Annotated in this window: 20 protein-coding genes; 7 read left to right on the forward strand and 13 right to left on the reverse strand. The window is 70.8% G+C overall.

The genetic code is table 11. The features are described from left to right. Window positions 1-24 precede the first annotated feature (24 nt). Complete coding sequence (gene dxr, locus ABD663_RS06260; protein WP_344737086.1) at window positions 25-1,113, forward strand: 1-deoxy-D-xylulose-5-phosphate reductoisomerase; 1,089 nt, start codon at window positions 25-27, stop codon at window positions 1,111-1,113. Between the two features lie 37 nt (window positions 1,114-1,150). Here the strand turns inward: dxr and ABD663_RS06265 are convergent, their stop codons facing one another. From ABD663_RS06265 to ABD663_RS06275, 3 genes are all read right to left on the reverse strand, one after another. Further along, window positions 1,151-2,800 (reverse strand): Mur ligase family protein, encoded by a 1,650-nt coding sequence (locus tag ABD663_RS06265; protein ID WP_344737087.1) that lies wholly within the window; start codon window positions 2,798-2,800, stop codon window positions 1,151-1,153. A gap of 99 nt (window positions 2,801-2,899) precedes the next feature. Continuing rightward, window positions 2,900-3,637 carry a YcnI family protein gene (locus ABD663_RS06270; RefSeq protein WP_344737088.1) on the reverse strand — a complete coding sequence of 246 codons (738 nt, stop codon included), beginning with the start codon at window positions 3,635-3,637 and terminating at the stop codon, window positions 2,900-2,902. A 97-nt stretch (window positions 3,638-3,734) separates the two neighbouring features. Further along, a complete protein-coding gene (locus ABD663_RS06275) occupies window positions 3,735-4,313 on the reverse strand; it encodes a hypothetical protein (RefSeq protein ID WP_344737089.1) in 579 nt (192 codons plus the stop codon). Window positions 4,314-4,420: 107 nt separating this feature from the next. Between ABD663_RS06275 and ABD663_RS06280 the strand changes: the two genes are divergently transcribed. Then, complete coding sequence (locus tag ABD663_RS06280; RefSeq protein WP_344737090.1) at window positions 4,421-5,734, forward strand: M50 family metallopeptidase; 1,314 nt, start codon at window positions 4,421-4,423, stop codon at window positions 5,732-5,734. 76 nt (window positions 5,735-5,810) lie between these two features. On the opposite strand, the gene ABD663_RS06285 is transcribed toward ABD663_RS06280, so the two are convergent. Continuing rightward, window positions 5,811-7,739 carry an anthranilate synthase family protein gene (locus ABD663_RS06285; RefSeq protein ID WP_344737091.1) on the reverse strand — a complete coding sequence of 643 codons (1,929 nt, stop codon included), beginning with the start codon at window positions 7,737-7,739 and terminating at the stop codon, window positions 5,811-5,813. 278 nt (window positions 7,740-8,017) lie between these two features. On the opposite strand from ABD663_RS06285, the gene nhaA reads away from it, so the two are divergent. The 5 genes from nhaA (at window position 8,018) to ABD663_RS06310 (ending at window position 13,642) form a co-directional block, all read left to right on the forward strand. Continuing rightward, a complete protein-coding gene (gene nhaA, locus ABD663_RS06290) occupies window positions 8,018-9,919 on the forward strand; it encodes a Na+/H+ antiporter NhaA (RefSeq protein WP_344737092.1) in 1,902 nt (633 codons plus the stop codon). Window positions 9,920-9,949: 30 nt separating this feature from the next. Beyond that, window positions 9,950-11,080, forward strand: coding sequence for a flavodoxin-dependent (E)-4-hydroxy-3-methylbut-2-enyl-diphosphate synthase (gene ispG, locus ABD663_RS06295; protein ID WP_344737132.1), 1,131 nt, complete (start codon window positions 9,950-9,952; stop codon window positions 11,078-11,080). Window positions 11,081-11,090: 10 nt separating this feature from the next. After that, window positions 11,091-12,308: a cytochrome P450 gene (locus tag ABD663_RS06300; RefSeq protein WP_344737093.1), complete on the forward strand. Its 1,218-nt coding sequence runs from the start codon at window positions 11,091-11,093 to the stop codon at window positions 12,306-12,308. A 135-nt stretch (window positions 12,309-12,443) separates the two neighbouring features. Continuing rightward, window positions 12,444-12,899 carry a hypothetical protein gene (locus ABD663_RS06305; RefSeq protein WP_344737094.1) on the forward strand — a complete coding sequence of 152 codons (456 nt, stop codon included), beginning with the start codon at window positions 12,444-12,446 and terminating at the stop codon, window positions 12,897-12,899. A gap of 59 nt (window positions 12,900-12,958) precedes the next feature. Continuing rightward, window positions 12,959-13,642 (forward strand): phosphatase PAP2 family protein, encoded by a 684-nt coding sequence (locus tag ABD663_RS06310; protein WP_344737095.1) that lies wholly within the window; start codon window positions 12,959-12,961, stop codon window positions 13,640-13,642. Window positions 13,643-13,648: 6 nt separating this feature from the next. On the opposite strand, the gene ABD663_RS06315 is transcribed toward ABD663_RS06310, so the two are convergent. The 9 genes from ABD663_RS06315 to ABD663_RS06355 are packed head-to-tail and all read right to left on the reverse strand — an operon-like array spanning window position 13,649 to window position 24,749. Further along, entirely contained in the window at window positions 13,649-14,314 is a 666-nt protein-coding gene (locus ABD663_RS06315) for an LON peptidase substrate-binding domain-containing protein (RefSeq protein WP_344737096.1), read from the reverse strand. A 58-nt stretch (window positions 14,315-14,372) separates the two neighbouring features. Continuing rightward, a complete protein-coding gene (locus tag ABD663_RS06320; RefSeq protein WP_344737097.1) occupies window positions 14,373-15,269 on the reverse strand; it encodes a glycoside hydrolase family 16 protein in 897 nt (298 codons plus the stop codon). 26 nt (window positions 15,270-15,295) lie between these two features. Further along, complete coding sequence (locus ABD663_RS06325; RefSeq protein ID WP_344737098.1) at window positions 15,296-16,543, reverse strand: hypothetical protein; 1,248 nt, start codon at window positions 16,541-16,543, stop codon at window positions 15,296-15,298. A gap of 4 nt (window positions 16,544-16,547) precedes the next feature. Then, window positions 16,548-17,522, reverse strand: coding sequence for a polysaccharide pyruvyl transferase family protein (locus ABD663_RS06330; protein WP_344737099.1), 975 nt, complete (start codon window positions 17,520-17,522; stop codon window positions 16,548-16,550). Continuing rightward, window positions 17,519-19,102, reverse strand: a complete 1,584-nt coding sequence (locus ABD663_RS06335; protein WP_344737100.1) for an MATE family efflux transporter — start codon at window positions 19,100-19,102, stop codon at window positions 17,519-17,521. Before ABD663_RS06335 ends, ABD663_RS06330 begins: the two co-directional genes overlap by 4 nt. 1 nt (window position 19,103) lies before the next feature. Then, entirely contained in the window at window positions 19,104-20,888 is a 1,785-nt protein-coding gene (locus ABD663_RS06340) for an LTA synthase family protein (protein ID WP_344737101.1), read from the reverse strand. Then, window positions 20,885-22,483 carry a glycosyltransferase family 2 protein gene (locus tag ABD663_RS06345; RefSeq protein WP_344737103.1) on the reverse strand — a complete coding sequence of 533 codons (1,599 nt, stop codon included), beginning with the start codon at window positions 22,481-22,483 and terminating at the stop codon, window positions 20,885-20,887. The genes ABD663_RS06340 and ABD663_RS06345 overlap by 4 nt, the downstream gene beginning before the upstream one ends. Before the next feature lie 11 nt (window positions 22,484-22,494). Continuing rightward, entirely contained in the window at window positions 22,495-23,808 is a 1,314-nt protein-coding gene (locus tag ABD663_RS06350) for a lipopolysaccharide biosynthesis protein (RefSeq protein ID WP_344737104.1), read from the reverse strand. After that, entirely contained in the window at window positions 23,808-24,749 is a 942-nt protein-coding gene (locus ABD663_RS06355) for a glycosyltransferase family 2 protein (RefSeq protein ID WP_344737105.1), read from the reverse strand. The genes ABD663_RS06350 and ABD663_RS06355 overlap by 1 nt, the downstream gene beginning before the upstream one ends. Between the last annotated feature and the right edge of the window lies 1 nt (window position 24,750).

A 24,750-nucleotide genomic window follows, 5' to 3' on the forward strand; every position in this document is an offset into this window, starting at 1 on the left:
GCATCCGCTGGATAGGCTGAGCGGATGCGGCGCGTCATCGTCCTCGGTTCCACCGGGTCCATCGGAACCCAGGCGCTGGAGGTCATCCGCGCCAACCCCCGCCGGTTCGATGTGGTCGGTCTGGCCGCAGGCTCCGACCGGGCGCAGGTCGAGCGGCAGGCCGCGGAGTTCGACGTCGAGCACACCGCGCTGGGCGCCGACGAGGCGGAGCAGCTGGTCCGCGACGTCGACGCCGACGTCGTTCTCAACGGCATCACCGGGTCGGTCGGCCTCGGACCCACGCTCGCTGCGCTCGAGACCGGTCGCACGCTCGCCCTCGCGAACAAGGAGTCGCTCATCGTCGGCGGTGACCTCGTCACGGCGAGGGCCGAGCCCGGTCAGATCGTTCCGGTCGACTCAGAGCACTCCGCCATCGCGCAGGCGCTGCGATCGGGCGGGCGCAGCGAAGTGCGGCGGCTCGTCCTGACGGCGTCAGGGGGGCCCTTCCGAGGTCGGGCCCGCCATGAGCTCGTCGACGTGACGCCGGCCCAGGCGCTGGCTCATCCCACATGGAACATGGGGCGGGTGGTGACGACGAACTCCGCGACGCTGGTCAACAAGGGACTCGAGGTCATCGAAGCGCATCTGCTCTTCGACGTCGCCCTCGGCGACATCGAGGTCGTGGTGCATCCGCAGTCGATCGTGCACTCGATGGTCGAGTTCATCGACGGGTCGACGATCGCGCAGGCGTCGCCGCCGGACATGCGGCTGCCGATCGCGCTGGGGCTCGACTGGCCTGACCGCATCGCCGGCGTGGGGCGCCCGCTGGACTGGTCGTCGGCCACTGCGTGGACCTTCGAGCCGCTCGACGACGCCGCATTCCCCGCCGTTCGCCTCGCCAAGCAGGTCGGTCGCGCCGGAGGCACGTTCCCGGCCGTGTACAACGCGGCGAACGAGCAGGCCGTCGACGCGTTCCACGACGGTCGCATCGGCTTCCTCGACATCGTGGACGTGATCGAGCGGGTCGTCGACGCCCACGACGCGCCCGACACCCTGACGCGTCAGTCGCTCGCGGCGGCCGAGGCATGGGCGCGGGATGCCGCCGACCGCGCGATCGCGTCGTCTTCGTCCTGAGGACGTCCACGGCGCGGACACCCTGCGCGCGGACGGTTCAGGTCCAGGCGGTGGTGGGGTCGGACAGGGGCGTCTCGTCGTCGGGGTAGGGCACCGGCCAGGTGGGATCGGGCACGGGCCAGCCGGCGGCACGCAACGCGCGGCGGGCGAGTTCGCGCGCCGAATAGGGGATGCGCTCGCCGCGGATGTCGCGGTAGTCCTGGTGGCCCGGACCCGCCCAGAGGATCGCGTCACCGTCGCCGACCATCGAGACCGCCTCGAGGATCGCACGCTCTGGTGGTGAGAACTCGTGGATGTCGCCGTCAGGACGGGCGGCGCGCGCCCCCGCGAGCAGCGTGCGGCGGATCTGCTCGGGGTTCTCCCTGCGCGGATGGTGGTCGGTGACGATGAGGATGTCGCTGCCCTCGACGGCGGTGCGCCCCATGTCCAGCCGCTTGGTGGCGTCGCGGTCGCCGTCGGCGCCGACGAGCATGAGCACCGTGCCGGGCGTGACGCGCCGCACGGCGGCGAGGGTCTTCTCGAAGGCGTCGGGGGTGTGTCCGAAGTCGACGTAGACGGCCGGCCCGCGATCGCCCGACACCAACTGGGTACGGCCGGGCAGGTGGGCCTGGATGCGCTGCCCGTCGAGAGCGCGCGCGATGCGCTCCCAGTCGTAGCCCGCCTCGAGGATCATGACGATCGCCAGGCCCGCGTTGGCCGCCATGTGCGGCCCGATCACGGGCACCACGGTGGTCAGTGAGCGGCCGTCGGCCGCCGACAGGGTGAACTCGGTGCCCGACGGGCGCTCGTCGAGGATCGTCACCGTCCAGTCGGCGGCGACGTCGGGGTCGACGGCGATCGCCGGGGTGGCGATCGTGACGAACGGCACTTCGCTGCGCGCCGAGACCTCGGCGCCGGGTACCGAGTCGAGGCAGATGACCGCCCGCCGCGAGCGGTCGGGCCGGAAGAACGGGATCTTGGCCTCGAAGTACTCGCGCATGTCGGCGTAGTCGTCGAGGTGGTCGTGTGTGAGATTGGTGAAGCCGGCGACGTCGAAGACGATTCCGTCCACCCGCTGCCGGCTGATGGCCTGCGCACTCACCTCGACGGCGACGGCTTCGACCCCGCGCTCGCGCATGAGCGCGAACAGCGCGTGCATCTCGTAGGCCTCGGGCGTGGTGAGCCGCGACACGACGACCTGGCCGGCGATGTGCCGCTCGGCGGTCGACGAGAGCCCGGTGGTCACCCCCATCTGCGAGAGGATGCCCTCGAGCAGGTGCGACACGCTCGTCTTGCCGTTGGTGCCGGTCGTGCCCAGCAGCAGCGGCAGCTCGTCGTCGCGTCCGGTGCCGTAGACCCATGCGGACAGGTCGCCGATGATCCCGCGAGGGTGGTCGACGACCACGACCGGGAGGCCGCTGGTGGCGGCGGTGTCCGCGCCCTCGGCGTCGGTGACCACCGCGACCGCTCCGTTGTCCGCCGCGGTCTGGGCGAACTCGGCACCGTGGCGCAGGGCGCCGCGGGCGGCGACGAACACGTCGCCGGCACGCAGATCGGCCGTGGCGAGGGTGATGCCGGTCAGTTCGACGCCGGATGCGTCACCTCGCAGTTCGCCGCGGAAGCGGTCGACGAGGTCGTCGAGACGGCGTCGGGGTGGGGTTTCGGGGCGCAGAACCGGGGGGAGGTTCGCGGGTGGGTCGCTCTGCATGGCGTTCCATCTTCTCACTCGGAGAGTGGGATCGCCGTCGTCCCGGAGGCCGGTGGGACGACGGCGATCCTCGGGCGCTCCCCAGGCGCCCCTCTCGGGTCAGCTCTTGCGGGTGCGCCAGAGCGAGACGCCGAGTGCCGCGAGGCCGGCCACCAGGCCGCCGGCGGCAAGCCAGCGTGCGACCGGGTCGTCCGCCGATGCCGAGGCATCCGTCGCGTCCGCCGAGTCGGAGTGTCCGTCGGTGTCGTCCGTCGCGGCGTGGTCGTCGGTCTCCTCCGACTCCTCGCCGTGACCGTGGCCGTCGTCGGTGGCCTCGCCGACGGTCACGACCGGCGCAGGCGAGTCGAGGTCGTGCGGGTCCTCACCCTCTTCGGCGATCTCGACCCAGGCGTTCTCACCCTCGGTGCACGACTGCACCGTCGGGAACGCGAGCGTGCTGCCGGCGGTGTCCTCGCCGAGCAGCACGTCGAGAGCGACGCTCGCCTTGTAGCCGTCCTCGACGGGCGTGTCCGTGGTGTAGGTCACGCTCGTGGGAACGCCGTCCTCACCTTCCTCGACGGTGATCGTCCATCCGGCCTGCACGTTCGGCTTGACGCCCGCGACTCCCTCGGGGATCTCGATGGCGAGCGCCGTGGTCGGTGCGCCGTCGCAGCCGTGCGAGAACGCGAAGGTGAGCGTCGTGTTCGAGCCGGCGGCAGGCGTTCCCGGAGTGACGTTGACGTGGGCGGATGCCGCGAGAGGGGCTCCCACGGCGAGGGCGACGCCGGCGGCGATGCCCAGGCCGACGGTGAGACGGCTGCGGTTGCGGGCACGGGCGGTGCTGTGGGTGGTGGACATGGTGATTCCTTCGTCGTCTGTGCGCGGGCAGGCACGGCGGCCCGCCCAGGCGGAGGGGTGTCGCGTGCCAGGAGGGCACGGCGACGGGGGGATGGGGTCAGCGGGCGGCGAGCGCCGGCGGACCCCGCCGAGACAACGACGAGAGGGCGAGGAGGAAGGCGGGGGCGGTGACCGGCGCGGTCGTGGCCGCGAGAGGGCCGCCGGCGACAGGGGCCGCGATGGCGCCGATGCGTGCGAAGACCGACCGCATGCCCCGTGCGAGGGCGCGCAGCATCCGCTCGCCGGAGTAGAGCACGACGATGGTCGCTGCGGCGGCGACGACGTGCATCGCGGTCATCGACGCATCGGGTGCGACGGACGGACCCGAGAGCAGCGCGAGGGAGACGGCGCCGTGGTGGCCCGCGGGTGACGCGACGGCCGCCGTGCCGTGGCCGACGAGCGTGAACGCGACGTGCAGGAAGAGCTGCGCGATCAGCACCGTTGCGGCCACACGCCAGCCGGCGAGGCGACGGCCGGCCAGGAGCACAGCGAACGGCCAGGCCAGCAGCGCGACGGCCGCGACGACGCCGGGCGACGGTGCCGCGCCGCCGCCGATCGTGTGGGCGGCGGCCCCGAGGAGCACGGCGACGAGCGCACCGATCGCTCCGCGCGCGGCGCGGACCTGTCGTGTCGTCACGGCTCCTCCTGCGAGGAGGCTAGCCGATGCACGGGCCCGCGACCAACAATTCGCCGGCGAATGTCGTCACGGCCAACTCAAAGACTCGCGCGGGTACCGTGGGGCGTGTGGAGATCCTGCTCTTCGTGATCGGCGTCGTGCTGCTGGTCGTGGGCCTGGCCGTGTCGATCGCGCTGCACGAGCTCGGTCACCTCTGGCCGGCCAAGCGCTTCGGCGTGCGCGTCGGGCAGTACATGATCGGCTTCGGCCCCACGCTGTGGTCGCGACGTCGGGGCGAGACCGAGTACGGCGTGAAGGCGATCCCGCTTGGTGGCTACATCTCGATGGCCGGCATGTACCCGCCCTCTCCTGCGCAGCAGGCGGCGAGGGCGTCGGGGCAGCGCACGGGTCGTGCGGGCGGCGGATTCTTCGCGACGATGGTGCAGGATGCCCGCGCCGCCAACGACGAGACGATGACCGGCGACGACGACCAGCGCGTCTTCTACCGGCTGCCCGTCTGGAAGCGCGTCGTGATCATGCTCGGCGGGCCGATCATGAACCTGCTGTTCGCGATCGTGCTGTTCACGGTCCTGCTGTCGGGGATCGGGCTCCAGATGGCGACGACGACCGTCGCGTCGCTGGCCGAGTGCGTGCCCGCCAGTTCCACCTCGGCGTGCGAGCCGGGTGATGTCACACCGCCGTCGGTGGAAGCGGGCCTCGAGCCAGGCGACGTGATCCTGTCGATCGGCGGCACTCCTGTCGCGGACTTCGCCGAGGCATCCGAGATCGTGCAGGCGTCGGCGGGGGAGCAGCTGGCCGTCGTCGTCGAGCGCGACGGTCAGCAGCTGACGCTCACGGCGACGCCCGCCGCGATCACCGGTCAGCAGGTCGGAGCCGACGGCGAGACCGCGAGCGTGGAGGTCGGGTTCCTCGGATTCCGGCCCACCGTCGAGTTCGTTCGTCAGCCCGTCTGGGCAGGTTCGCAGGCCGCGGTCGAGAACGTCGGCGCGGTCGCCGGCATCATCTGGCAGCTGCCGGTGAAGGTGTGGGATACGGCGGCGACCCTCGTCACCGGCGACGAGCGCGACCCGAACGGGCCGCTCAGCGTCGTCGGTGCCGGCGTCATCGCCGGCGAGGTCGCGGCGGCCGATGCACCGATCCTCAACCGTGTCTCGGGGCTGATCGCACTGCTGGCCTCGCTGAACATCGCGCTGTTCGTCTTCAACCTCATCCCGCTGCTGCCGCTGGACGGCGGGCACGTCGTCGTGGCGCTGTGGGACGGCATCAAGCGCGTCTTCGCGCGGCTGACCGGGCGTCCCGAACCGAAACCCGTCGACGCCGCGAAGCTCATTCCCGTCACGTTCGTCGTGGTCATCGGGCTCATCGCGATGGGTGCTGTGCTGATCCTCGCCGACCTGGTCAATCCCGTCTCGATCTTCTGATCCGAGGTCGCGCCGAGCGGCGCGATCACCGATGTCGCGAGGGACGAGTCGCGCGGACAGGCGCGGCGAGGTACGGCTAGGCGCCGACGGGCGCGAGGGCGTGCTGCACCAGCCGCTGCAGGGTCGTCATGCCGTCTCGCGACAGGATCGACTCCAGGTGGCCCTGGATCGACGCGCAGCCTGCTCCCCGCAGCGCGAACACGTCGCCCGACCGCGGGTCGGCGGCGATCTGCACGTCGCCGATCGCCTCGGTGCCGGGCGCGACGCGGGCGGTGAACGTGTTGTAGAAGCCGATGGATGCCGGCATCCCGAACACGTCCACGGTCTTCTGCAGACCCTGATGCGGCCTGTCGAGGGGCACGAGCGGGATCCCGAGCGAGTCGGCGAGGATCTGGTGGCTGAGGCACACGGCCAACAGCGGGCGGCCCGACGCACGCCGATGCGCAACGATCTCGCGCATCCGTCGCATCCGGATGCTGCGCTCAGCCCGCGGGTCGCCGGGGCCGGGGCCGGCGACGAGCAGCTCGGCCGAGAGCACGTCGTCATCGGTCACCTCGCTCCACAGCGCGATGCGCACCGACAGACCGAGGTGTCGCAGCTGGTGGGCGAGCATCGTGGTGAACCGATCCTCGGCGTCGACGACCAGCGCCGAGCGACCCTCGAACGGTCCGCCGGGCTCGGGGTCCTGCGGGTTCATCCAGAACGGCGCGAGCCGGGTGTTGCGCGAGGCGAGCAATGTCGCGATCTCGGGGTCCGCGGCGAGGGCGGGGTGCGCCGGGGCGGGGGCGTCCGGGTCGGCGTCGGCATCGGCCGATACCTCGAGGGCGGCTTCCCGCTCGATCGCGCCGATCGCACCCAGGACCCCAGCGGCCTTGCCGTGGGTCTCGCCGACCTCGCCCGCAGGGTCGGAGTGTCGCACGAGCGTGGCGCCCACGGGCACACTCAGCCGACCGCCCTCGAGGTAGGCGGTGCGGATGAGGATCGGCGCGTCCAGGTCGTGGGTCGGCGCTGCGGCATCCCCAGCTTCGGCGACCGGTGTGAACAGTGCCGCGACGCCCGAGTAGTACCCGCGTGGGGTGCGCTCGTGGCGGCGGATCACCGTGCACGCGTTCTGCATCGGCGAGCCGGTCACGGTCGGCGCGAACATCGTCTCGCGCAGGATGTCGCGCGGGTCGAGGGTGCTGCGACCGCGCAGCATGTACTCGGTGTGCGTGAGCCGCGACATCTCCTTGAGGTGCGGGCCGGTGATGCGGCCGCCGTCGGAGCACACGGCGCTCATCATCTTGAGCTCCTCGTCGACCACCATGAAGAGCTCCTCTGTCTCCTTGGTGCTGCGCAGGAACTCGCCGAGCGTCTCGGCGGTCGCGCCGCCCGCGGGATGCCGGAACGTTCCCGAGATGGGGTTCATGGTGACGACGCCGCCTTGGGCACTCACGTGCGCCTCAGGGCTCGCGCCGACCGCGACGTGGTCGGCAGTGACGACCGCGAAGGTCCAGTAGGCCCCGCGCTCGTGCTCGAGCAGCGCACGGAACCACGTCAGCGCGGCCGTGCGCGCGTCGGCGTCGACGGCGGCACGGTAGTCGCGACGGATGACGAAGTTCGCCCCCTCGCCGCGGCCGATCTCGTCCGAGATGACGCGGCGCACGATCTCGGCGTATCCCGCGTCGTCGATGTCGAACCCGGCGTCGCGCAGCGCGATCGGTTCGGTGGGAAGCTCGGCCATCGCCGTCTCGAGCGGCACGGCGACATGTCCGTCGACGACGAGGCAGCGCAGCGGCGCAGCGTCGTCGTGGCACTCGAAACCCCGCTCCTGCACCTGGCGGTAGGGCACGAGGGCGAGCACCTCGCGGGGCGTGCCCGCGGCATCCGTCAACGGGATGTCGGCGAGCACGGCGACATCGATGACGTCGCCGGTGAGCACTTCGACGGTGCGCCCGTCACGGGCGATCAGGGCGAAGGATGCCGCGTCCGCGAGCGCTGCGGACAGGGTCGGGCTGGATGTCATCGCCGTTCTTTCCGGGATCGGGCGGTCGCTCAGACAGAAAGACCGCCACAGGGGCGGTCTTCGGGTTCGCGAACACACGCCTCAGCGGGCGGGCCACCACGTGAGGTTCGCGAACATGCGCCGAAACTATCACAGCGCGCGGGATCGGCTCGTCGCGAGGAAATGCGGGCGAACGAGTGATCGTTGTCCTCCGCGGGTCAGGCACCAGTCGTCGATGCGACCCCGCGTCGCGGGCGCGTGCACGATACTGGCCGTGTCGGCCGGACGAGGAGCTGCGAGTGAAGAACCTTCCCCTCATCGAGCGCTCGCCCGACCCCGAGCAGCCGCCGTCGCGCGGCGAGAAGCGCCCGTCGATCGCGGCCAGGATCGGTTCGCTCGGCCAGAACCGGCTGGGCGCGCTGCTGCTGGTCATCGCCACCGTCGTCGCGATCGTGTGGGTGAACCTCTCAGCCGCGTCGTATGAGGCGTTCTGGGAGACGCACCTGAGCATCGCGTTCGGTGACATCCACCTCGACTTCACGCTGCACGCGCTCGTGAACGACGCACTGATGGCGATCTTCTTCTTCACCGTCGGTCTCGAGGTCCGCCGTGAGTTCGCGATCGGCGAGCTGACGAGCTGGTCGCGCGCCGTCGTCCCCGTCGTCGCGGCGGTCGCCGGTCTCGCGGTGCCGGCGGTGATCTACCTGCTGATCGCGAACGGTTCGGGGTTCGAGCACGCGTGGGGTGTCGTGATCTCGACCGACACCGCCTTCATCGTCGGCGCGCTCGCCCTGATCGGTCCCAAGGCGTCGGGGCGCCTGCGCATCTTCCTGCTGACGCTCGCCGTCGTCGACGACATCGGGGCGCTCAGCATCATCGCGCTGTTCTACACCGCCGATTTCACGCCGATGCCCTTGCTCGTCGCTGCGGCCGGGCTCGTCGGCGTGTACTTCACGCGGTACGTGCCGAAGGGGCGCGGTCCGATCTATGCGACCCTCGCCGTGATCGTGTGGCTGGCCTTCCTCGCGTCGGGCGTGCACCCGACGCTCGCCGGAGTCGCGATCGCCCTGCTCGTACCCGTCTACCGGCCCAACCGGCGCGATGTCGAGCAGGCGCTCGAGCTGGCGCGCACGTTCCGCCAGTCGCCGAACAGCGAGTACGCCCGGGCGGCGGCGAACAGCCTGCGCGAATCGATCTCGATCAACGAGCGGCTCCAGTCCGCGTATGCGCCGTACGTCGCCTACGTGATCCTTCCCGTGTTCGCGCTCGCGAACGCCGGGGTCCAGATCAGCGGCGAGATCCTCGCCGATGCCGCGATGTCGCCTGTGATGTGGGCGATCGTCGCCGGCCTCGTTGCGGGCAAGTTCCTCGGGGTGTTCGGCTCGTCGGTGCTGGTGAAGGTGTTCCGGCTCGGTGAATTCGGTCCCGGCCTGACGCTCGACCGCATCGCGGGCGGCGCGGCGCTGTGCGGCATCGGCTTCACCATCTCGCTGTTCATCGTGCAGCTCGCGATCGACGACCCGGAAGTGCAGAACGAGGCGCGGGTCGGGGTGCTCGCGGCATCCGTCATCGCTTTCCTGCTCGCGACGGTCATCTTCCGCGTGTCGGATTCCCGGCGCCCCGACGACGACGCGGGTCACACGCTCGTGCGGCCCGTCGACCCCGAGCGTGACCATGTCTACGGACGAGCGGATGCGCCGCTCGAGATCGTCGAGTACGGCGACTACCAGTGCGAGTTCTGTCTGAAGGCTTCCGGCTCGATCGAGCAGGTGCGCGAGCAGCTCGGCGATCGGCTGCGGTACGTATGGCGGCATGCGCCGCTCGAGCGCTACCATCCCAACGCACTCGCCGCGGCCGAGGCGGCCGAGGCGGCCGGCCTGCAGGGCAAGTACACCGAGTTCGCGCGCAGCCTGTTCGCCGATCAAGAGCATCAGCTGCCATCCGACATCATCCGCCGTGCGCGCGAGCTCGGCCTCGACATCGACCGTTTCGAGCACGACCTGAGCTCGGCGAAGGTGACCGCGCGCGTGCGCGACGACATGCTCGATGCCGAGACGATGGACATCACGTCGGTGCCGACGTTCTTCGTGAACGGGGTGCGCCACACCGGGCCCTACGACGCGCGCTCGCTCATCCGCGCGCTGGAGCGCACCGCGGCGGTCGTCCCGGACGCTCAGCCCGGCCCGACCGGCGCGGCGTAGGCTGGAGGGGTGCCTGCAGTCAACATCGGGATGCCCCGTGTACCGGAAGTCCTCGCGCCGCGCCGCAAGAGCCGCCAGATCAAGGTGGGCAAGGTGCTCGTGGGCGGTGACGCTCCCGTCAGCGTCCAGTCGATGACCACGACACCGACGACGAACATCAACGCCACCCTTCAGCAGATCGCCGAGTTGACGGCATCCGGCTGTGAGATCGTGCGTGTCGCCGTACCCTCTCAGGACGACGCGGATGTGCTGCACATCATCGCCAAGAAGAGCCAGATCCCGGTGATCGCCGACATCCACTTCCAGCCGAAGTACGTGTTCCAGGCCATCGATGCCGGCTGCGCCGCGGTGCGGGTGAACCCCGGCAACATCCGCCAGTTCGACGACAAGGTGGGCGAGATCGCCAAGGCCGCGAAGGACGCCGGGGTGTCGCTGCGCATCGGCGTGAACGCCGGCTCGCTCGACAAGCGACTGCTCGAGAAGTACGGCAAGGCCACGCCCGAGGCGCTCGTCGAGAGCGCGGTGTGGGAGGCGTCGCTGTTCGAGGAGCACGACTTCCACGACTTCAAGATCTCGGTCAAGCACAACGACCCGATCGTGATGGTCAAGGCCTACCGTCAGCTCGCCGAGCGCGGCGACTGGCCGCTGCACCTCGGCGTCACCGAGGCCGGACCCGCCTTCCAGGGCACGATCAAGAGCGCCACGGCGTTCGGAATCCTGCTGGCGGAGGGAATCGGCGACACGATCCGCGTCTCGCTCTCGGCGCCGCCTGCCGAAGAGGTCAAGGTGGGCCATCAGATCCTGCAGTCGCTGAATCTGCGCGAGCGCAAGCTCGAGATCGTGTCGTGCCCCTCGTGCGGTCGCGCTCAGGTCGACGTGTACACGCTTGCCGACAACGTGACCGAGGGGCTCAAGGACATGACCGTGCCGCTGCGCGTCGCCGTCATGGGATGCGTCGTGAACGGGCCCGGTGAGGCGCGCGAAGCCGACCTGGGAGTCGCGAGCGGCAACGGCAAGGGGCAGATCTTCGTGAAGGGGCAGGTCATCAAGACGGTGCCCGAGGCCGAGATCGTGCAGACGCTCATCGACGAGGCGAACCGGATCGCCGCCGAGATGGGTCCGGACGCTCCGACCGGCACCGCGCAGGTCGTCACCACCTGATCGACCGCGCATGGGTGTCGCGCCGTACCTCGATCTCGCCGACACGGGGTTCGATGTCACGTCGGATTCGGTGCACGCCGCGCGGGATGCGTCGTGGTACGCCGAGACCCCGTACGGCTGGGCGATCCTTCGGTACGCCGAAGGGACGGCGCTGCTGAAGGACAGGCGATTCCGGCAGGGGAACGCGCGCTGGCCCGACCAGAACGGCATCCACGACGGCCCGTGGCGGCAGTGGTGGCAGCAGACGCTGCTGAGCCTCGAGGGCCAGGATCATCTGCGGCTGCGGCGTCTGCTCGGACCTGCGTTCCGCAACAAGACCATCGAGGCGATGCGGCCGCGGTTCCAGCTGCTCGCGAACGAGCTGATCGACGGGTTCGCGGCTGCGGACGCGGATGGCTGGGGTCGCGTGGAGTTCGTCACGCAGTTCGCCGAACCCTATGCCTCGCGCATCCTCTGCTATCTGCTCGGACTGCCCGACGACGAGTGGCCGCAGATCGCGCAGTGGGCCGACGATCTCGGCAAGTCGTTCGGCGTCCGGGTGCGCGACGATCTGCCGCGGATCGAGGCGGCGCTCGAGGGCTTGACCGGCTACATCGAAGAGGTGATCGCCGAGCGTCAGCGGCGCCCGCAGGGCGATCTGGTGACGACCCTGATCCAGGCGCACGAGGACGGCGATGCGCTCTCGCGTCGCGAACTGAGCGTCGCGCTGGTGTTCCTCGCCTTCGCGGGCATGGAGACGACGCGCAACCAGCTCGGGCTCGCGCTGCAGACGCTGCTCGCCCAGCCCGACCAGTGGGCGCTGCTGGGAGAGCGGCCCGAGCTCGGGACGCGGGCCGTCGAGGAGATCATGCGCGTGAACCCGACCGTGACCTGGGTGACCCGTGAGGCGATCGAGGATGTCGATCTGAACGGCCTCCACGTGCCCGCGGGCGGGATCGTGCAGGTGCTCTCGCACGCGATGGGAACGGACCCCGAGGCGATGGGGTCGGTGGGGGCGGCCGCGAGGATCGACCTCGCGGTGGACGACCGGCCGCTGCACAGCGGCTTCGGTGGCGGCATCCATCACTGCCTCGGTCACTTCGTCGCTCGGACGGACATGTCGGTCGCCCTGCCGCTGCTGGCACGACGGATGCCTCGCGCCGAGGCCGATGGACCGGGGGAGTGGCTTCCGGTATCGGGGAACACGGGACCGGTGCGGTATCCGATCCGGTTCCGGCCCGCGGTCTGAGCCGGCTGCGTGCTCGGCCGCGCGCATCCGGCCGCCGCGCGGCCATACATTCCCCGGTGATTCGAGCTTGCAGAGGTCACGGAACGATCACGTTCGCCGAAGGGCGTAATCTATCGGCCATCACCGGGAGGGGCCGTGAAGCGAGGACACGCGAAGCACGTCATCGGCGAAGACGAGCAGATCGCCCGCTATGCGTATGTGCTGGGAAACGTGCCGTCCGCCGTCGCGGACAGGGCTTATGCGGCCGCCTTCGGCCGACTCTCACCGGCACAGCAGGAACAGATCACCAGCGGGTTGCGCGACCGACTTCCGGAAGGCGCTGTCGGAACGACTCCGCTCGATTGTGAAGCGTTCGCGACGTCGATGCGCAGTCTCCACGCGCGCCACGCGATCGTGACCACTCCCGGTGCGGCGGCGCTCGCGGCCGCCTTCGTCGCAAGCCCGCCGATCGTCGCCTACTTCACGACGGGTGCAGGGTCGGTGGGGATAGACGAGCAGCCGCCGTGGTTGCACGAGCTCGCCGGCCACGAAACGGCCCCGAAGGACGCCGGATGGCCCAGTCGCTTCGGACACCTGGAGCGCTGGGGGTGATCGCCGAGCTCGCTCGGCATCGATCCGGGCCCGCCGCGCGGCGCCACGAGGCTGTCCGCGTGGCGCTGCTCCGAGCCGTCGTGCTGTCGGGACTCGGCGCGATCGCCGTGCTGGCGGCGGCCGGCCGGGTGATTCGGTTGCTCGATGGCGACGATCCTCGCGAGGACCGGGCCGTACGTGCGCTCCAGGACGCGCTCGGCCACCGACCGGGCGACGGCGACGCGGTCGGCGCGACCGCCTCCGCGCAGTCGGGCGAGCCGCGCGAGATGCTCGACGTGCTCACGGCACCACTGTCGTGGTACTCGGGCGTGCCGCAGACCATCGCGAACGGGGCGATCTGGTGCGGGGCGACCTGGCTGCTGACCCGCGACCGGCGTTCGGCGATCGCGCCTGCGACGGCGCTCGCCCTCGAGACCACGTGCTTCGTGGCATCGGCGGCGCTCGTTCGCCGGCCACGCCCCGACCGGGTGTGGCGCCCGGAACAGCCGCACGCGACGTCGTCGTTCCCGTCGGGGCACACTGCTGCGGCCTTCGCGCTCCACGGCACCCTGGCCGACCTGCTCGACCGCCACGGCGCTCGCGGCGCCCGCCTCCTCGGCCCCATTCTCCGGTACGGGATTCCCGGAGCGATCGCGTTCTCGCGCGTCTACCGCGGCCAGCACCACATCTCGGACACGGTCGCGGGCGTCGCCCTCGGGGTGTGGAGCGCCGGGGTCGTGCGACGAGCGATGCTCTCGTCGTAGGCAGGCTCAACCGCCCGGCGCCTCCGGGCCCTGGAAGCCGCCGTCCTCTGCCCCGCGCGCATCCGCCGCGCGCGCGATGAGCACGGGCTCCTGGTCGAGGCAGAGATCGATGACGCCGCGGAGCAGCCCGCCGACGCTGGTCGAGCCCAGCAGTCGGTAGCGGTCGTACTCGCCGAGCGGAGCCATCGCGGCAAGTTGCCAGGCCGACTCCACCGGATCGTCCGAGAGCTCCGAGCCCGGATCCCACCGCGCCTCGTCGAGCACCGAGGCGAGCGTCGCGAGGCGGCGCACGACGCGCTCGGCTTCGCCGAGGAGCGGTGCGAGCGCATCGTCCCATTCGAGGGCGGCGATCGGCGACACCTCTGCCAGCGGATGCGGGTCGTCCTCGAGCCACCGGTCGATGGCGATCCGCTCACCGCCGACCGCGATCACGTGCAGATCCGCAGCGCCCGCGTCGATCCGGAGCACGCGCGCCCTCACGCCGATCTCCGCGCGTTCGTCTCCGCCGCCGGCTTCGTGTCCCCGCTCGATGAGCACGACGCCGAACTCCGGACCCTCCACGTCGAGCAGCCGGCCGATCATCGTGAGGTAGCGGGGCTCGAACACCCTCAGTGCGAGCGGCGTGTACGGGAACAGCACGCTCCCGAGGGGGAACATGGCCACGGGGTCCATGACCACCAGTCAATCAGCCTGACGCTGCGCTGGCGCCGCTGCCCGTACTCCGCCGAGGTCATCCTCCCTTCGGAGGCGACGCACCGATGGGGACGTCGCCGATCTGGTCCTCCGGCAGGTACATGATCCAGTCGATCACCATCCGGGTCTCGGTCGGCGTCGTCGCGTCGGGACTCCCGGGCCACACGCCGCCGACAGCGAGACTGAACAGCACGTGCGTCGGAGCATCGAAGACCCAGCGCCCCGGCAGCGGCACATCCCACTCCTCGACGTCCATGACGATCCGATCGTCGACGGCGAGGATGACCCGGCCCGGATGCTTCTCGACGGTGTACACGTGGAAGTCGTCGGCGAGAGGCGCAGGCATGTTCACTCCCTCGTTGATCGACCAACGGTCGGTGCGCCCGGTGGGGCCGTGCAGGTGGTGGACGCTGCGAGAAGTGTCGTTCGGAGTCTCGACGACGTCGATCTCACCCGCTGCCGGCCACCCCACCGTGTCGATCGAGTCGCCGAGCAACCAGAACGCGGGAAGCAGACCCTGCCCCTCGGGCAGCTGAATGCGAGCCGACAGCCGGCCGTAGGTGAAGGACCATTTGTCGTGCGTCGTGAGGCGCCCGGAGGTGGGAGTCGAGCCGTCGGCGGGCACCGTCGCGGTGATCACCAGATTCCCCTCACCGTCCAGCTCGACGGCCTCCTCCGTGTACTCCTGGAGTTCCTCGTTCCCCCATCCGCCCGCCCCGGTCTGAATCGACCACACATTCCGGTCGGGTGCGGCCCCCGCAGGGCCGTCGAAGTCGTCGAAGAGGATGTCGCGATCGCCGTAGCCGCCGGTGAACGGCGGCACCCCGGTGGTCCACCACTGCACGCCGAGCACGACGGCGATCGCCGCCACCACGGCGACGGCGGCCAGCAGGAGCCACCGCCCGCGCGTGCGGCGCGGGGGCTGCGGGCTCACGGCCGGCCGGCTCACGGTCGTCGCGTTCACTCGAGCAGGCCTATCGGGTCCGCGCACATCAGCGCGCACGCGGCCTCGAGGCCGGCGCGGTCGAACAGGGTCGCGTCGAAGCTCATCGACACGTGCAGGCGACCGCGCAGGAACGCGGTGAGCGCGGTGACCCCGTTCCGCCGCGCCGGATCCACCGACACGCGCAGCATCCCGCCCGTCGGCATCGCCCAGGGGAGCGGCTCGAGCGTGCGCAGGAACCCCATGTCGCTGACGATCGGAGTAGCCGCGGAGGGGACCGACACCGACCTGTGCCGTCTCCAGGGGGCGGTGGCCACGCCTACGGCGAGAGCCGCCAGCGGCCGCCCCAGCCGCAGGTCGCGCGAGAACCGGGCTGCGGCGGGGACGACGCCGCCGCCCCCGCGAACGGGGTGGCCTGTGACGAAGTTCGCCAGCGTGGACCTGCCCGACGGCAGGTAGCGCCGCAGATCCACCAGGATCGACCCCTCGTCCGAGACCGGGATCCCGACCCGGTCGAGCGCGGCCCGCAACGCGAACAGCATCGCCACCGAAGGCGGGACCTTGCGGTGACTCCACGCAGCGAACGCGCGGAACGTCTCGCTCGTCATCGTCCCCGACACGAGGTCGAGCGACGCCCGCTCGCCGGGCACGGTTCCGGCGGCGGGGGATGGGCGCCGCTCGTGCCAGCGATCGCCGACCAGCGAGGCGACGCGCCTCGGGTGGCGTGCGAATGTGTTCCACAGTGCGGATTCGAGCGGGTGCTCGTCGCCGGCGTTGGTGAAGACCGCGGGCGTCCCACGACCGGCGAGCACGGCCGACGTGAGCATCGTGCCGAAGAAGCCGTCGCCCAGGCGGTGGTCGATGCACAGCGAGGCGCGATCCTCGCCGAGGAAGACCGTGAAGCCGAGGTCTTCGCGGGCGATCTCGCGCAGTCGCGGCAGGCCCTCGTCCCCGGTGTACTCCTTCGGCAGCTCTCTGACCGCACGCTCCGCCTGCTCATCCAGCGCGGTCGGATCGAACCGCCATCGTCCGCGTGTCACCACTCGACCGGCACGGGCGTGAGCGCCGGCCCCGAGGACGTCCCGCACGGCTCGGACGACGACATCGCGGGAGGGCACGACGATCGGCGAGAGTTCGACGCTGATCCGCACGCCCTCGGCGAGCCTGTCGGTGGCGCTCAGCCGCCCCGAGGCGACCCGCGCGGGAAGGACCGGGGGCGCGACATCGCCCCGCGCCTGGGCGCGAGGACGTTGCACGATCGCCATGGCGTCACACGTCCGTCATGGCAGCGGCGAGATCGGGGGCGAACTCGAGCGGCAGGTCGAGTCCGTCGAACCACGTCGCCGCGTAGCTCGTCAGCTTGCCGTTGGCGTTGTCGATGGCGATCACGCGCCTGCCCATCTGGAGGGCCAGGAGCATCGCGTGCAGCCGGTCCGTCACCACGGTCTCGCCCGGTGTCAGCAGTGCGATCCCGGTCCGCAGCCGTTGCGCGGCGTCGGCGAACCACCTCTCGGTCGAGCGGTTCATCGAGCGGGTCACGGCGCCTTCGACGATGGTGCGTCGCGCTCGCTGTCGGACGCGGTCGGCGAACGTGAGGGGCGGCCAGTCGATCGCAGCCGGGTGGGCGGCCGGGAGCGCGCTCTCCTGATCTCGGCGCAGCAGGCACACGAAGCCTCTCGTCGGCGGCTCGGCCTCCAGATGGCCGAGCATGTGCACGCTGTCGGGGGCGAGCATCGCCTGTGGAACGAGGTCGCACACCGAGGCGAGGGAGTCCTCGTCGCGGACAGCGAGACGCAGGGTTCGCCGCGTGGCCATTCGCGCCGCGAACTCCTCGCGGTCGGCGGCGCTGCCGAAGTGCACCGACTGCGGAAGCTGGATGAGCTCGGTGTCTGCCCTGAGGCTCTCGGACAAGAGGTAGCGATGCCCGCTGTGCTGCGGGTAGAGCCCGCCGAAATTGCCGCCGCCCTGGATCGCGACGGGGGTCGTGGATTCGTAGACGCGCGGCGAGAGCGTGCGCCACGAGTAGGTGGCATCGATCTCGATCCCGGCACGTCGCCAGAACTCGGCCTGGCCGAGTGCGATGACCGAGTCGCCGATGTTCTCGTAGTCGGGGAAGTCGGTGAGGACCAGTCGTTCGATTCCCCGGTGCAGCCGGCTCAGAGCCAGGAAGGATCGTCGCCGCATCTCTTCGATCGGGTCGGCTAGCGGACCCTCGAACCGCGTGTTCTCGATGGGTAGGGTCATGGGGCCTCCTCGACGTGGCGGGATCGTGAGCGTGCGGACACGGACGCGCGCAGAATCTCGCGCCCGCCGGCGTCGAGCGCGAGGAAGTAGTAGACAGCGCCCGCGCAGACGGCCCAGACGGCCGCGAACACCGGGATCAGCGGGAGCGGGGGATCGAAGAGACCGGCCAGGTAGAGGAGCACGGCCAGCGGTGCGACCGTTCCGAACGGCAGAAGAAGACAGCGCACGGCGAAGTCGCGCGCCCGCAGCCCCAGTCGGCGGAGGGCGATCAGCACGTACAGGGGCTCCAGCAGCAGCACGGGGAGGGTCAGACCCACCGCGATTCCGGGGAGCCCGAGCATCGTTCCCAGCACGGCGGCCAGTGCCGTGCCCGTGACGGCCCAGATCACGTGCAGCACGGCATACCCCCGCACCGACCCCTGCGCCACGAGGATCGGGACGGCGAGCAGATGGTTGTTGTTGGCGAACATCGAGATCAGCAGGATCTGCGCGACGATCGCGGCAGCGGCACCTTCCGGCCCGAGCCAGGCGGTCATGATCGCGGGCATGAACACGAGTGTGGGGACCAGGACGATCGTCATCAGCATGTTCGCGAACGTCGTCCCCCTGACGTAGAGCTCCGCGACGGGGGTCCCCGTGGCGCCACCCTCCCGCATCGACGCCGTCGGCAGGACCGCCGTCGCGAGCGACCCTGTCACCTCCTTGACCAGGAGGTAGATGCGCTGGGCGGCCGCGTACAGCGCCGCGAAGGCGATCGGCATCAGAAGCGCCGTCAGGATTCCGCCCACCTGCATGATCACGACCCCCGCGATGTCGAGCACCATCAGCTGTGAGCTGACACCGAACAGCTCGCGGAAGACGCGCCACCGGAAGTCGCGCGGGCGTGCGCTGATCTCGGGGGCGCGCAGACGCCGCAGCACATAGGTCGCGACGCCGAAGCCGAGGATGGCCGTGACGTCGACGATCGCCACGGCGACGATGCCCAGATCCGCCCAGCACACGCCGACGGTGACGAGGATGCGGAACACGGCGACGCCGATCAGGAGGTAGTTCACATCATTCAGCCGACCGACGCCCGCAAGGATCTGGCGATTCGACGCGAAGACGAGGGTGAGGAACACGTTGACCACCCCGAGGACGCACAGCGCCCATGCGGTCGGCGTCAGATCGTCGTCGAACCGGGCGTTCGGCACGACGAGGGCGAAGGCCGCGGCCGTCGCGCCCGCGAGGAGGAACGCGGCGATGACGAAGAACACGGTGCTCGCCGAGGCGATGCTTCGCATTCGGGTGACGTCGTGCGAGGGCACCGCGACGCCGATGAAGCGTGTGGTGGCCCCGCCGATGCCGAGGTCCTGCTGGAAGAGCGAGCCCACGGCGACCGTCAGCACATAGAGGCCGTACGACTCCGCGCCGAACGCCGTGAGGACGACGGGCAGCAACGCGACGTACGCCACGAGCGACGCGAACCTCGCGATGTACGTCGTGACGATCGCGCTCGCCAGTCCGCCCGCGGCCGCCGGGCGTCGTCGTGTGGCACCTCGCCGAGTACGACTCACGGTGGGTGCAGTGCTCGTGCCCATGTCAGCCCCGCCCGACTTCGCGGGAGCCCGAGCTCAGGTCGAGCCGGTAGACGAGCGTCTCATCGGACTCGTAGTCGAGCACCCAGCGCGCGTCGTCGTTCAGGAAGCCCTCGAAGCGCTCCAGCGCACCGTCGGGCAGAGTCCCGTAGTAGTTGCTGTAGTCGCGCATCTGCTGGGTGATGACCACGAGCGCCGGACGCTGTTCCCACACGAGGCTGTCGGTGAGTCGCGTGACGCGGCGCGGATCGGCGAACTCCTCCTGCTCCCACCCCGGCCATGACGTCAGCCACATGTCGATGCCGCTGTCGAACAGTTCGTTCGCCCGCACGAACTCGACGTACTCGGCCACGATGCGCCCGGGAGCGCCGGGGGCGACCCCGATGGTCAGCGTCGCCGGATCCTCGTGCGTGAGGATGTCGGTCGTGAGGGCGACCGACTCGAGCGTGACGCGGTTGGCGAACCAGCCGCCGTACGACGTCTGGATCGAGGCGACGCACACCAGAGCGACCAGCGCCGTCGCACCGACGCGGACGAGGTTGCACGCCCGCGTGGCGCCGCCCTCGAGCATCCGTGTCAGCCCGGGCGCCAGGATCAGCATGCATCCCGGTATCGAGTACAGGAAGACGCGGAAAAGCGCCTCGCCACCGTAGCCCTGGCCGACCAGGATCAGCGCGGGCGAGAAGGCCACGACCGCCGGGACGAGCGTGTCACGCCACGGCTCGGCGCGGCGCAGCAGACGTCGCACGATGATCGCGACCGCGGACGCCCACACCAGTCCGGTGATCGCACGCGCGACCCACGAGTTGAACACCTGCCCGCTGCTCGGATCGCCGAGCGCCTCGCTGCTCGCCGAAGGAGTGAGGATGTTGCTCAGGATGTCGAAGTTGAGCAGGTCGCCGAAGGTCGTGACCACGCTCAGGTGCATGAGCAGGTAGCCGACGGCGATGGCCGCGAACACCGCGACGATGTAGCGAGGTCGGATGCGCCCGAGCACCGTGAGCAGCAGCACCGCGGCGAGGATCCAATAGGGCGTGAGCTGGTGCGTCACCACGATGGCGCTGAAGATGAACACCGCGACCCAGGACGCCGCCGTGCTCCGCGTCGAGGCGAGCACGAGCGCGACGACCACGATGCCCAGGGCGAAGCCGAAAGCCTGCGGTGAGAGGTAGTCCTGCCCTACCCAGTTGACCGCCTGCGCGCCGAACGCGGCGACCAGCGCCGTCGGGATCGTGAACCCGAATGTCCGGGCGAGGTAGTACACGGCGCCGGCGAACGCCAGCTGCGAGCCCACCGTGAACCACTGCGCGATCACGATCGTCTCCGCGCCCGTGATGGTGCCGACCCAGGCGATGAACGAGAACATGCCCGGCCAGTGATGGTAGATGCCGGCGGTGAGGTCGACGCCGCCGAAGCGTTGGATGTAGTCGATCGGCCCGAAGTGCTTGTAGGTCCACGAGTACAGCGGTGCGTCGGTCGACACGGCCGTCGGCAGCCGCATCATCAGCACGGTGACGACGAGCGTGAGCCACGCCGTGCGCAGCGCGCCGGCGGCGATGGCCACGCAGAACGCGACCGCGACCAAGGCGATCGAGAGGGGGAACAGCGGGCTCGCCGCGGCCACGAGTCCGAACAGGTGCCACGGTGCGTCGCGCAGCGACGGGACGGCCAGGATCCAGCAGATCGAGGCGAGCAGCAGGAGGATGGCCGCCGGTGCCCATCGCGCCCGGGATGCCCGAGACGAAGCTGCCGTCGTGGTCGGCCGGACGCGGGCAGTGGTGATCGTCACGCGCGCCTCCTCAGTCCGAACGAGGTGGCAGCGCCGAGGCAGGTCGCCGCGGCGATCGCGAGCAGCGAGAGCGAAGGCGCCCACCATTCGAGATTCACGAGGGCCGTGGTCAACAGGATCGCGGTCGACAGGCCCACCGCGGGAACGACGATGGGCGCGAAGCCGGCGGGGAGGGGAACCCACGCTCGGAGGAGTGCGCCCGGACCGATGAGCACGAACGCGGCCAGGAACACGAGCGACAGACCTGCGGGCAGCGGCAGCAGGGCGAGCAGGCCCGCCAGACCTCCGATGGCGGCCAGGAGGGACCAGGTGCGACGCTCGAGGACGGATCCGCGGGACCGCGGACCGTCCAGCGTGCCTGCCGCGCGCTGCGCCCGGCGCTCCGCGAAGTACGCGGCCGGACCCCCGGTGATGCTCCCGAGCTCGAGACGGCCCACACCCGCGGCCTCGTCGGCCACCGGCGACGGGTCGCCGTCGACGTTCGACATCCGCTTGTTGAGCAGGCGGTGCACCGCGCCGGGGGCACGGACCAGCGCGGCACCGAGCATCCGCGGATCGAGGGCGACGGTCGTCGCCCACGCGCCGAAGCCTCGACCGTACCCGATCGCCTGCGATTCGAGCGCGGCGAGATCGTCGCGGTGACGGTGCCACACGACGGCATCCGGAGCGACCGCGATCGACCGGCCGTCGTAGAGGATCCGCACGAACATGTCGAGGTCTTCACCGCCTTTGGTGCGTGTCCCCGCCCCGAGGGCGGTGTCGAAGCCGCCGAGTGACAGCATGTGGTCGCGACGCACGGCGAAGTTCGCGCCGGTGCCGAATTCTCCGACGCAGAACGGGAACATCGGCAGGTCGGCCGGCGGCTCGCTCATGCGGTATACGCGCCCTGTCGTGAGCTTCGACCAACTCACGCGCGAATCGAACCACGCCTGTACTCCGTTTCGCAGCTCGCCGCTGGGGACGACGCCCGTCACGCACCCCACGTCGTCGGCCCGAACGAATCCGGCGGCGATCGCCCACAGCCATTGGCTGTCCACGATCACGTCGTCGTCGGTGAAGGCGACGATGTGCGACGACGCGGCGCGCAGTCCGGCGTTGCGCGCGTGCGAGAGCCCGGGCGCATCTTCGCGCACGTACCGGAAGTCGTCGAACTCTGCGGTCACGAGAGCGAGGGTGTCGTCGGTCGACGGCGCGTTGTCGACGACGATCACCTCCCTCGCGGGGTAGTCCACACCCGCGATCGCGTTCAGGCACTCCCGGAGTAGCGCGCCGCGATCCCGCGTGCACACGACGACGGTGATGGGCTGCGGCGCGGCGGGGGCGGCGGGTGCGGGCAACGGCACCTCCGCGACGGCGGCGGCGAGCGCGGCGGGATCGAGATGTCCGTCCGAGATCGGCAGCGACACATACCCGCGCACGGCGCCGTGGTCGCGCACGAGCAGTCGGGCGCGATCGAACTCTTCGCCGGCTTCGAGCACGATACGATCCGGAGCCGGAGAGAGCGCGGATGCCTCGACCAGACCCACCCACGTGGCGTGCGCCCGGTCTACCGGGCCGTGAAGAGGCATGGCGCAGGCCAGGGTGAGGGCGGTCATGCGGGCGCTCCTTAGGCGTCGACGACGAGGTGGCTGCGGACGCGCTGTCGGGAGAGGCCGATCCCGCCCACGATGGCGAGTGCGGCTGCGCCCGACGTGACGGCGATCGCCGCCCCGAGGGCTCCGAAGTGCGGAACGAGCACGAACACGGCGGTCAGCAGGATCGCGACATACGCCGCGTTGCCCGCCAGGACGGGCAGGACCCGGTGCTGTGCGCGGATGAGAGCCGACCAGATGTCGTACCCCGGCCGCAGCGCGCTCGCTCCGGCGAGCAGGCCGACCACGGCCATGCCATAGAGCGGGGGGTATCCGCGTCCGAGCAGCGCGAACATCACAGGGGTCACGAGCGTGGCGACGATGCCCAGCACGCCGACGGCGATCGCGACCCGCACTGCGTAGCCGCGAGCCAGGTCCGCGCTCGGTGCGGACGCGCCGACCGCGTTGCGGGCGAGCGCGGTCGCAACGGCGACGCCGACGAGGTCGAGCGCGACGCTGAACTGGAACGCGATCGCGAAGATCGCGCCTTGGGCGGGGGACGCCAGCTGAGTCACGAGGAACGCGAGCGACAGGCCGGCGCCCAGCACGACGCCGACGGCGATCGCATTCTGCGCGGTGAGTCGCCGCAGCGATCTCGCGAGCCGGGGATCCCAGGCCCGCGAGCCGCCGCCGACGGCGTCTTCACGTCGCAGCGCGCGGGGGACGAGGATGCCGAGGCTCAGTACCGTCATGCCGGCTGCGGGGATGATCGTCGCCGTGACCAGTGGTTCGGGCACCGGCGCCGACGCTGAGGCGAATGCCACGAGCAGGCCGAGCTTCACGAGCGTGGCCGTGCCGTTGACGATGAGGGTCCCGCGGGCATCGGACGCGCCGGCCAGCGCCTGCGCCTGCACGTTGAACATGGCCCACGCGATCGTGCACACGGTCACGATGACCCACAGCTGCGCCGGGGGTCGTCCGGTGGGCAGCACGATCGCCGCGAGGAGTCCGGCGGCGTTCCCGGTCACCGAGGCGAGGACCGCGGTCGTCACGCATGCCCGGCGCAGGGCCTCCCTCGCGGCTGGTCCCCCGAGCGGAAGCATCACGACCAGTGCGCTCCCCGGACCGTTCGACGCGAGTGCCGCCGCGGCCATCACCACGGCGAGAATCGATGCCTCCACGCCGAGCTGGGTCTGGGGGATCCACAGCGCGGCGAGAAGCCAGAACACGAGTCCCGAGCCGGAGGTGGCTGCGAATCCGCCCGCGAGCCACAGGGAGTCTCGGGTCACCCGACGCCGGAGCGGCGCGGCCGCTTCGCGCGCGCTCGGGGCGACCTGCTCCACGGACATCACGCGGCGGCTCCGATCGCGAGCTCATCGCGCACGGCGCCCGGCTGGATCTGTGCGGCCAGGCCACGGACATAGCCGAGCGTGGTCGCGCCCAGGCAGAGCACGATGGCGGCTGCGCCCCGGAGCCGGCCGGCGCGGAGCTCGCGAGCGACGCCGGCGGGGAGTACCCGTCGGGCGTACACCGACTCGTCCGACAGCGCATCTCGGCGGCCGATCGTCCGCGCCAGGGCCGCCTTCGAGAGCCCTTCGCACCACCCGCGGTGCACGACGTACTTCATCGTCGTGCGATCTGCGCTGACATGATGCCCGACGGTGGCCGTCGGCTCGTAGCGGATGATCGCGCCGGCATCCTGCTGGCGAAGTCTGATGCACGCCTCGGTCTCTTCGCATCCGATCGGTCGACGTCCCACTCGACCGGTGTCGGGGTTGAAAGCGCCGATCCCCACGAGCGGTGCCCGCCGGAAGGCCATCGAGCACCCCATGACGTTCCGGACGTCGGCGGATTCCTGAGGCAGACCGCGGTAGCTGCAGCCCACGACCCAGAGCAGCTCGGGCGGGAGGACCGCGGGAGTCGCTCCCGGCCAGATCGGTTCGGCGCTTCCGCCGACGGCGACCACCGCGGGGTCGGCGAAGGGTGCGACGAGCGTCGCAAGCCATCCGGGACGGGCGTAGGCGTCGTCGTCGAGGAACGCGACGACCTCGGCGGTGGTCGCGTTCAGTGCGGTGTTGCGCGCCGCCGACAGGCCCTGACGGCCGCTGTTGGCCAGTACCGTCGCTTCGGGCCACGCCCGACGCGCGCGCTCGAGCAGCTGCGGGTTGTGGTCGATGACGAGCACGGTGTCGTGAGCGGGCTCCTGACTGCGCAGAGACGCCATGGCGAGCGCGAGCTGGTCCCAGCGATCGAGGGTGTAGGCGCAGACCACCACGCTGACGGAAACCATG

This window comes from Microbacterium awajiense (assembly GCF_039536545.1).
Taxonomy (GTDB): domain Bacteria; phylum Actinomycetota; class Actinomycetes; order Actinomycetales; family Microbacteriaceae; genus Microbacterium; species Microbacterium awajiense.

Bases quoted from the DNA above. Each gene is read 5' to 3' on its own strand.
- dxr (WP_344737086.1), top strand. From the start codon at position 25: ATGCGGCGCGTCATCGTCCTCGGTTCCACCGGGTCCATCGGAACCCAG.
- ABD663_RS06265 (WP_344737087.1), bottom strand. From the start codon at position 2,800: ATGCAGAGCGACCCACCCGCGAACCTCCCCCCGGTTCTGCGCCCCGAA.
- ABD663_RS06270 (WP_344737088.1), bottom strand. From the start codon at position 3,637: ATGTCCACCACCCACAGCACCGCCCGTGCCCGCAACCGCAGCCGTCTC.
- ABD663_RS06285 (WP_344737091.1), bottom strand. From the start codon at position 7,739: ATGACATCCAGCCCGACCCTGTCCGCAGCGCTCGCGGACGCGGCATCC.
- ispG (WP_344737132.1), top strand. From the start codon at position 9,950: ATGCCCCGTGTACCGGAAGTCCTCGCGCCGCGCCGCAAGAGCCGCCAG.
- ABD663_RS06300 (WP_344737093.1), top strand. From the start codon at position 11,091: ATGGGTGTCGCGCCGTACCTCGATCTCGCCGACACGGGGTTCGATGTC.
- ABD663_RS06315 (WP_344737096.1), bottom strand. From the start codon at position 14,314: ATGGACCCCGTGGCCATGTTCCCCCTCGGGAGCGTGCTGTTCCCGTAC.
- ABD663_RS06325 (WP_344737098.1), bottom strand. From the start codon at position 16,543: ATGGCGATCGTGCAACGTCCTCGCGCCCAGGCGCGGGGCGATGTCGCG.
- ABD663_RS06330 (WP_344737099.1), bottom strand. From the start codon at position 17,522: ATGACCCTACCCATCGAGAACACGCGGTTCGAGGGTCCGCTAGCCGAC.
- ABD663_RS06335 (WP_344737100.1), bottom strand. From the start codon at position 19,102: ATGGGCACGAGCACTGCACCCACCGTGAGTCGTACTCGGCGAGGTGCC.
- ABD663_RS06345 (WP_344737103.1), bottom strand. From the start codon at position 22,483: ATGACCGCCCTCACCCTGGCCTGCGCCATGCCTCTTCACGGCCCGGTA.
- ABD663_RS06350 (WP_344737104.1), bottom strand. From the start codon at position 23,808: ATGTCCGTGGAGCAGGTCGCCCCGAGCGCGCGCGAAGCGGCCGCGCCG.
- ABD663_RS06355 (WP_344737105.1), bottom strand. From the start codon at position 24,749: ATGGTTTCCGTCAGCGTGGTGGTCTGCGCCTACACCCTCGATCGCTGG.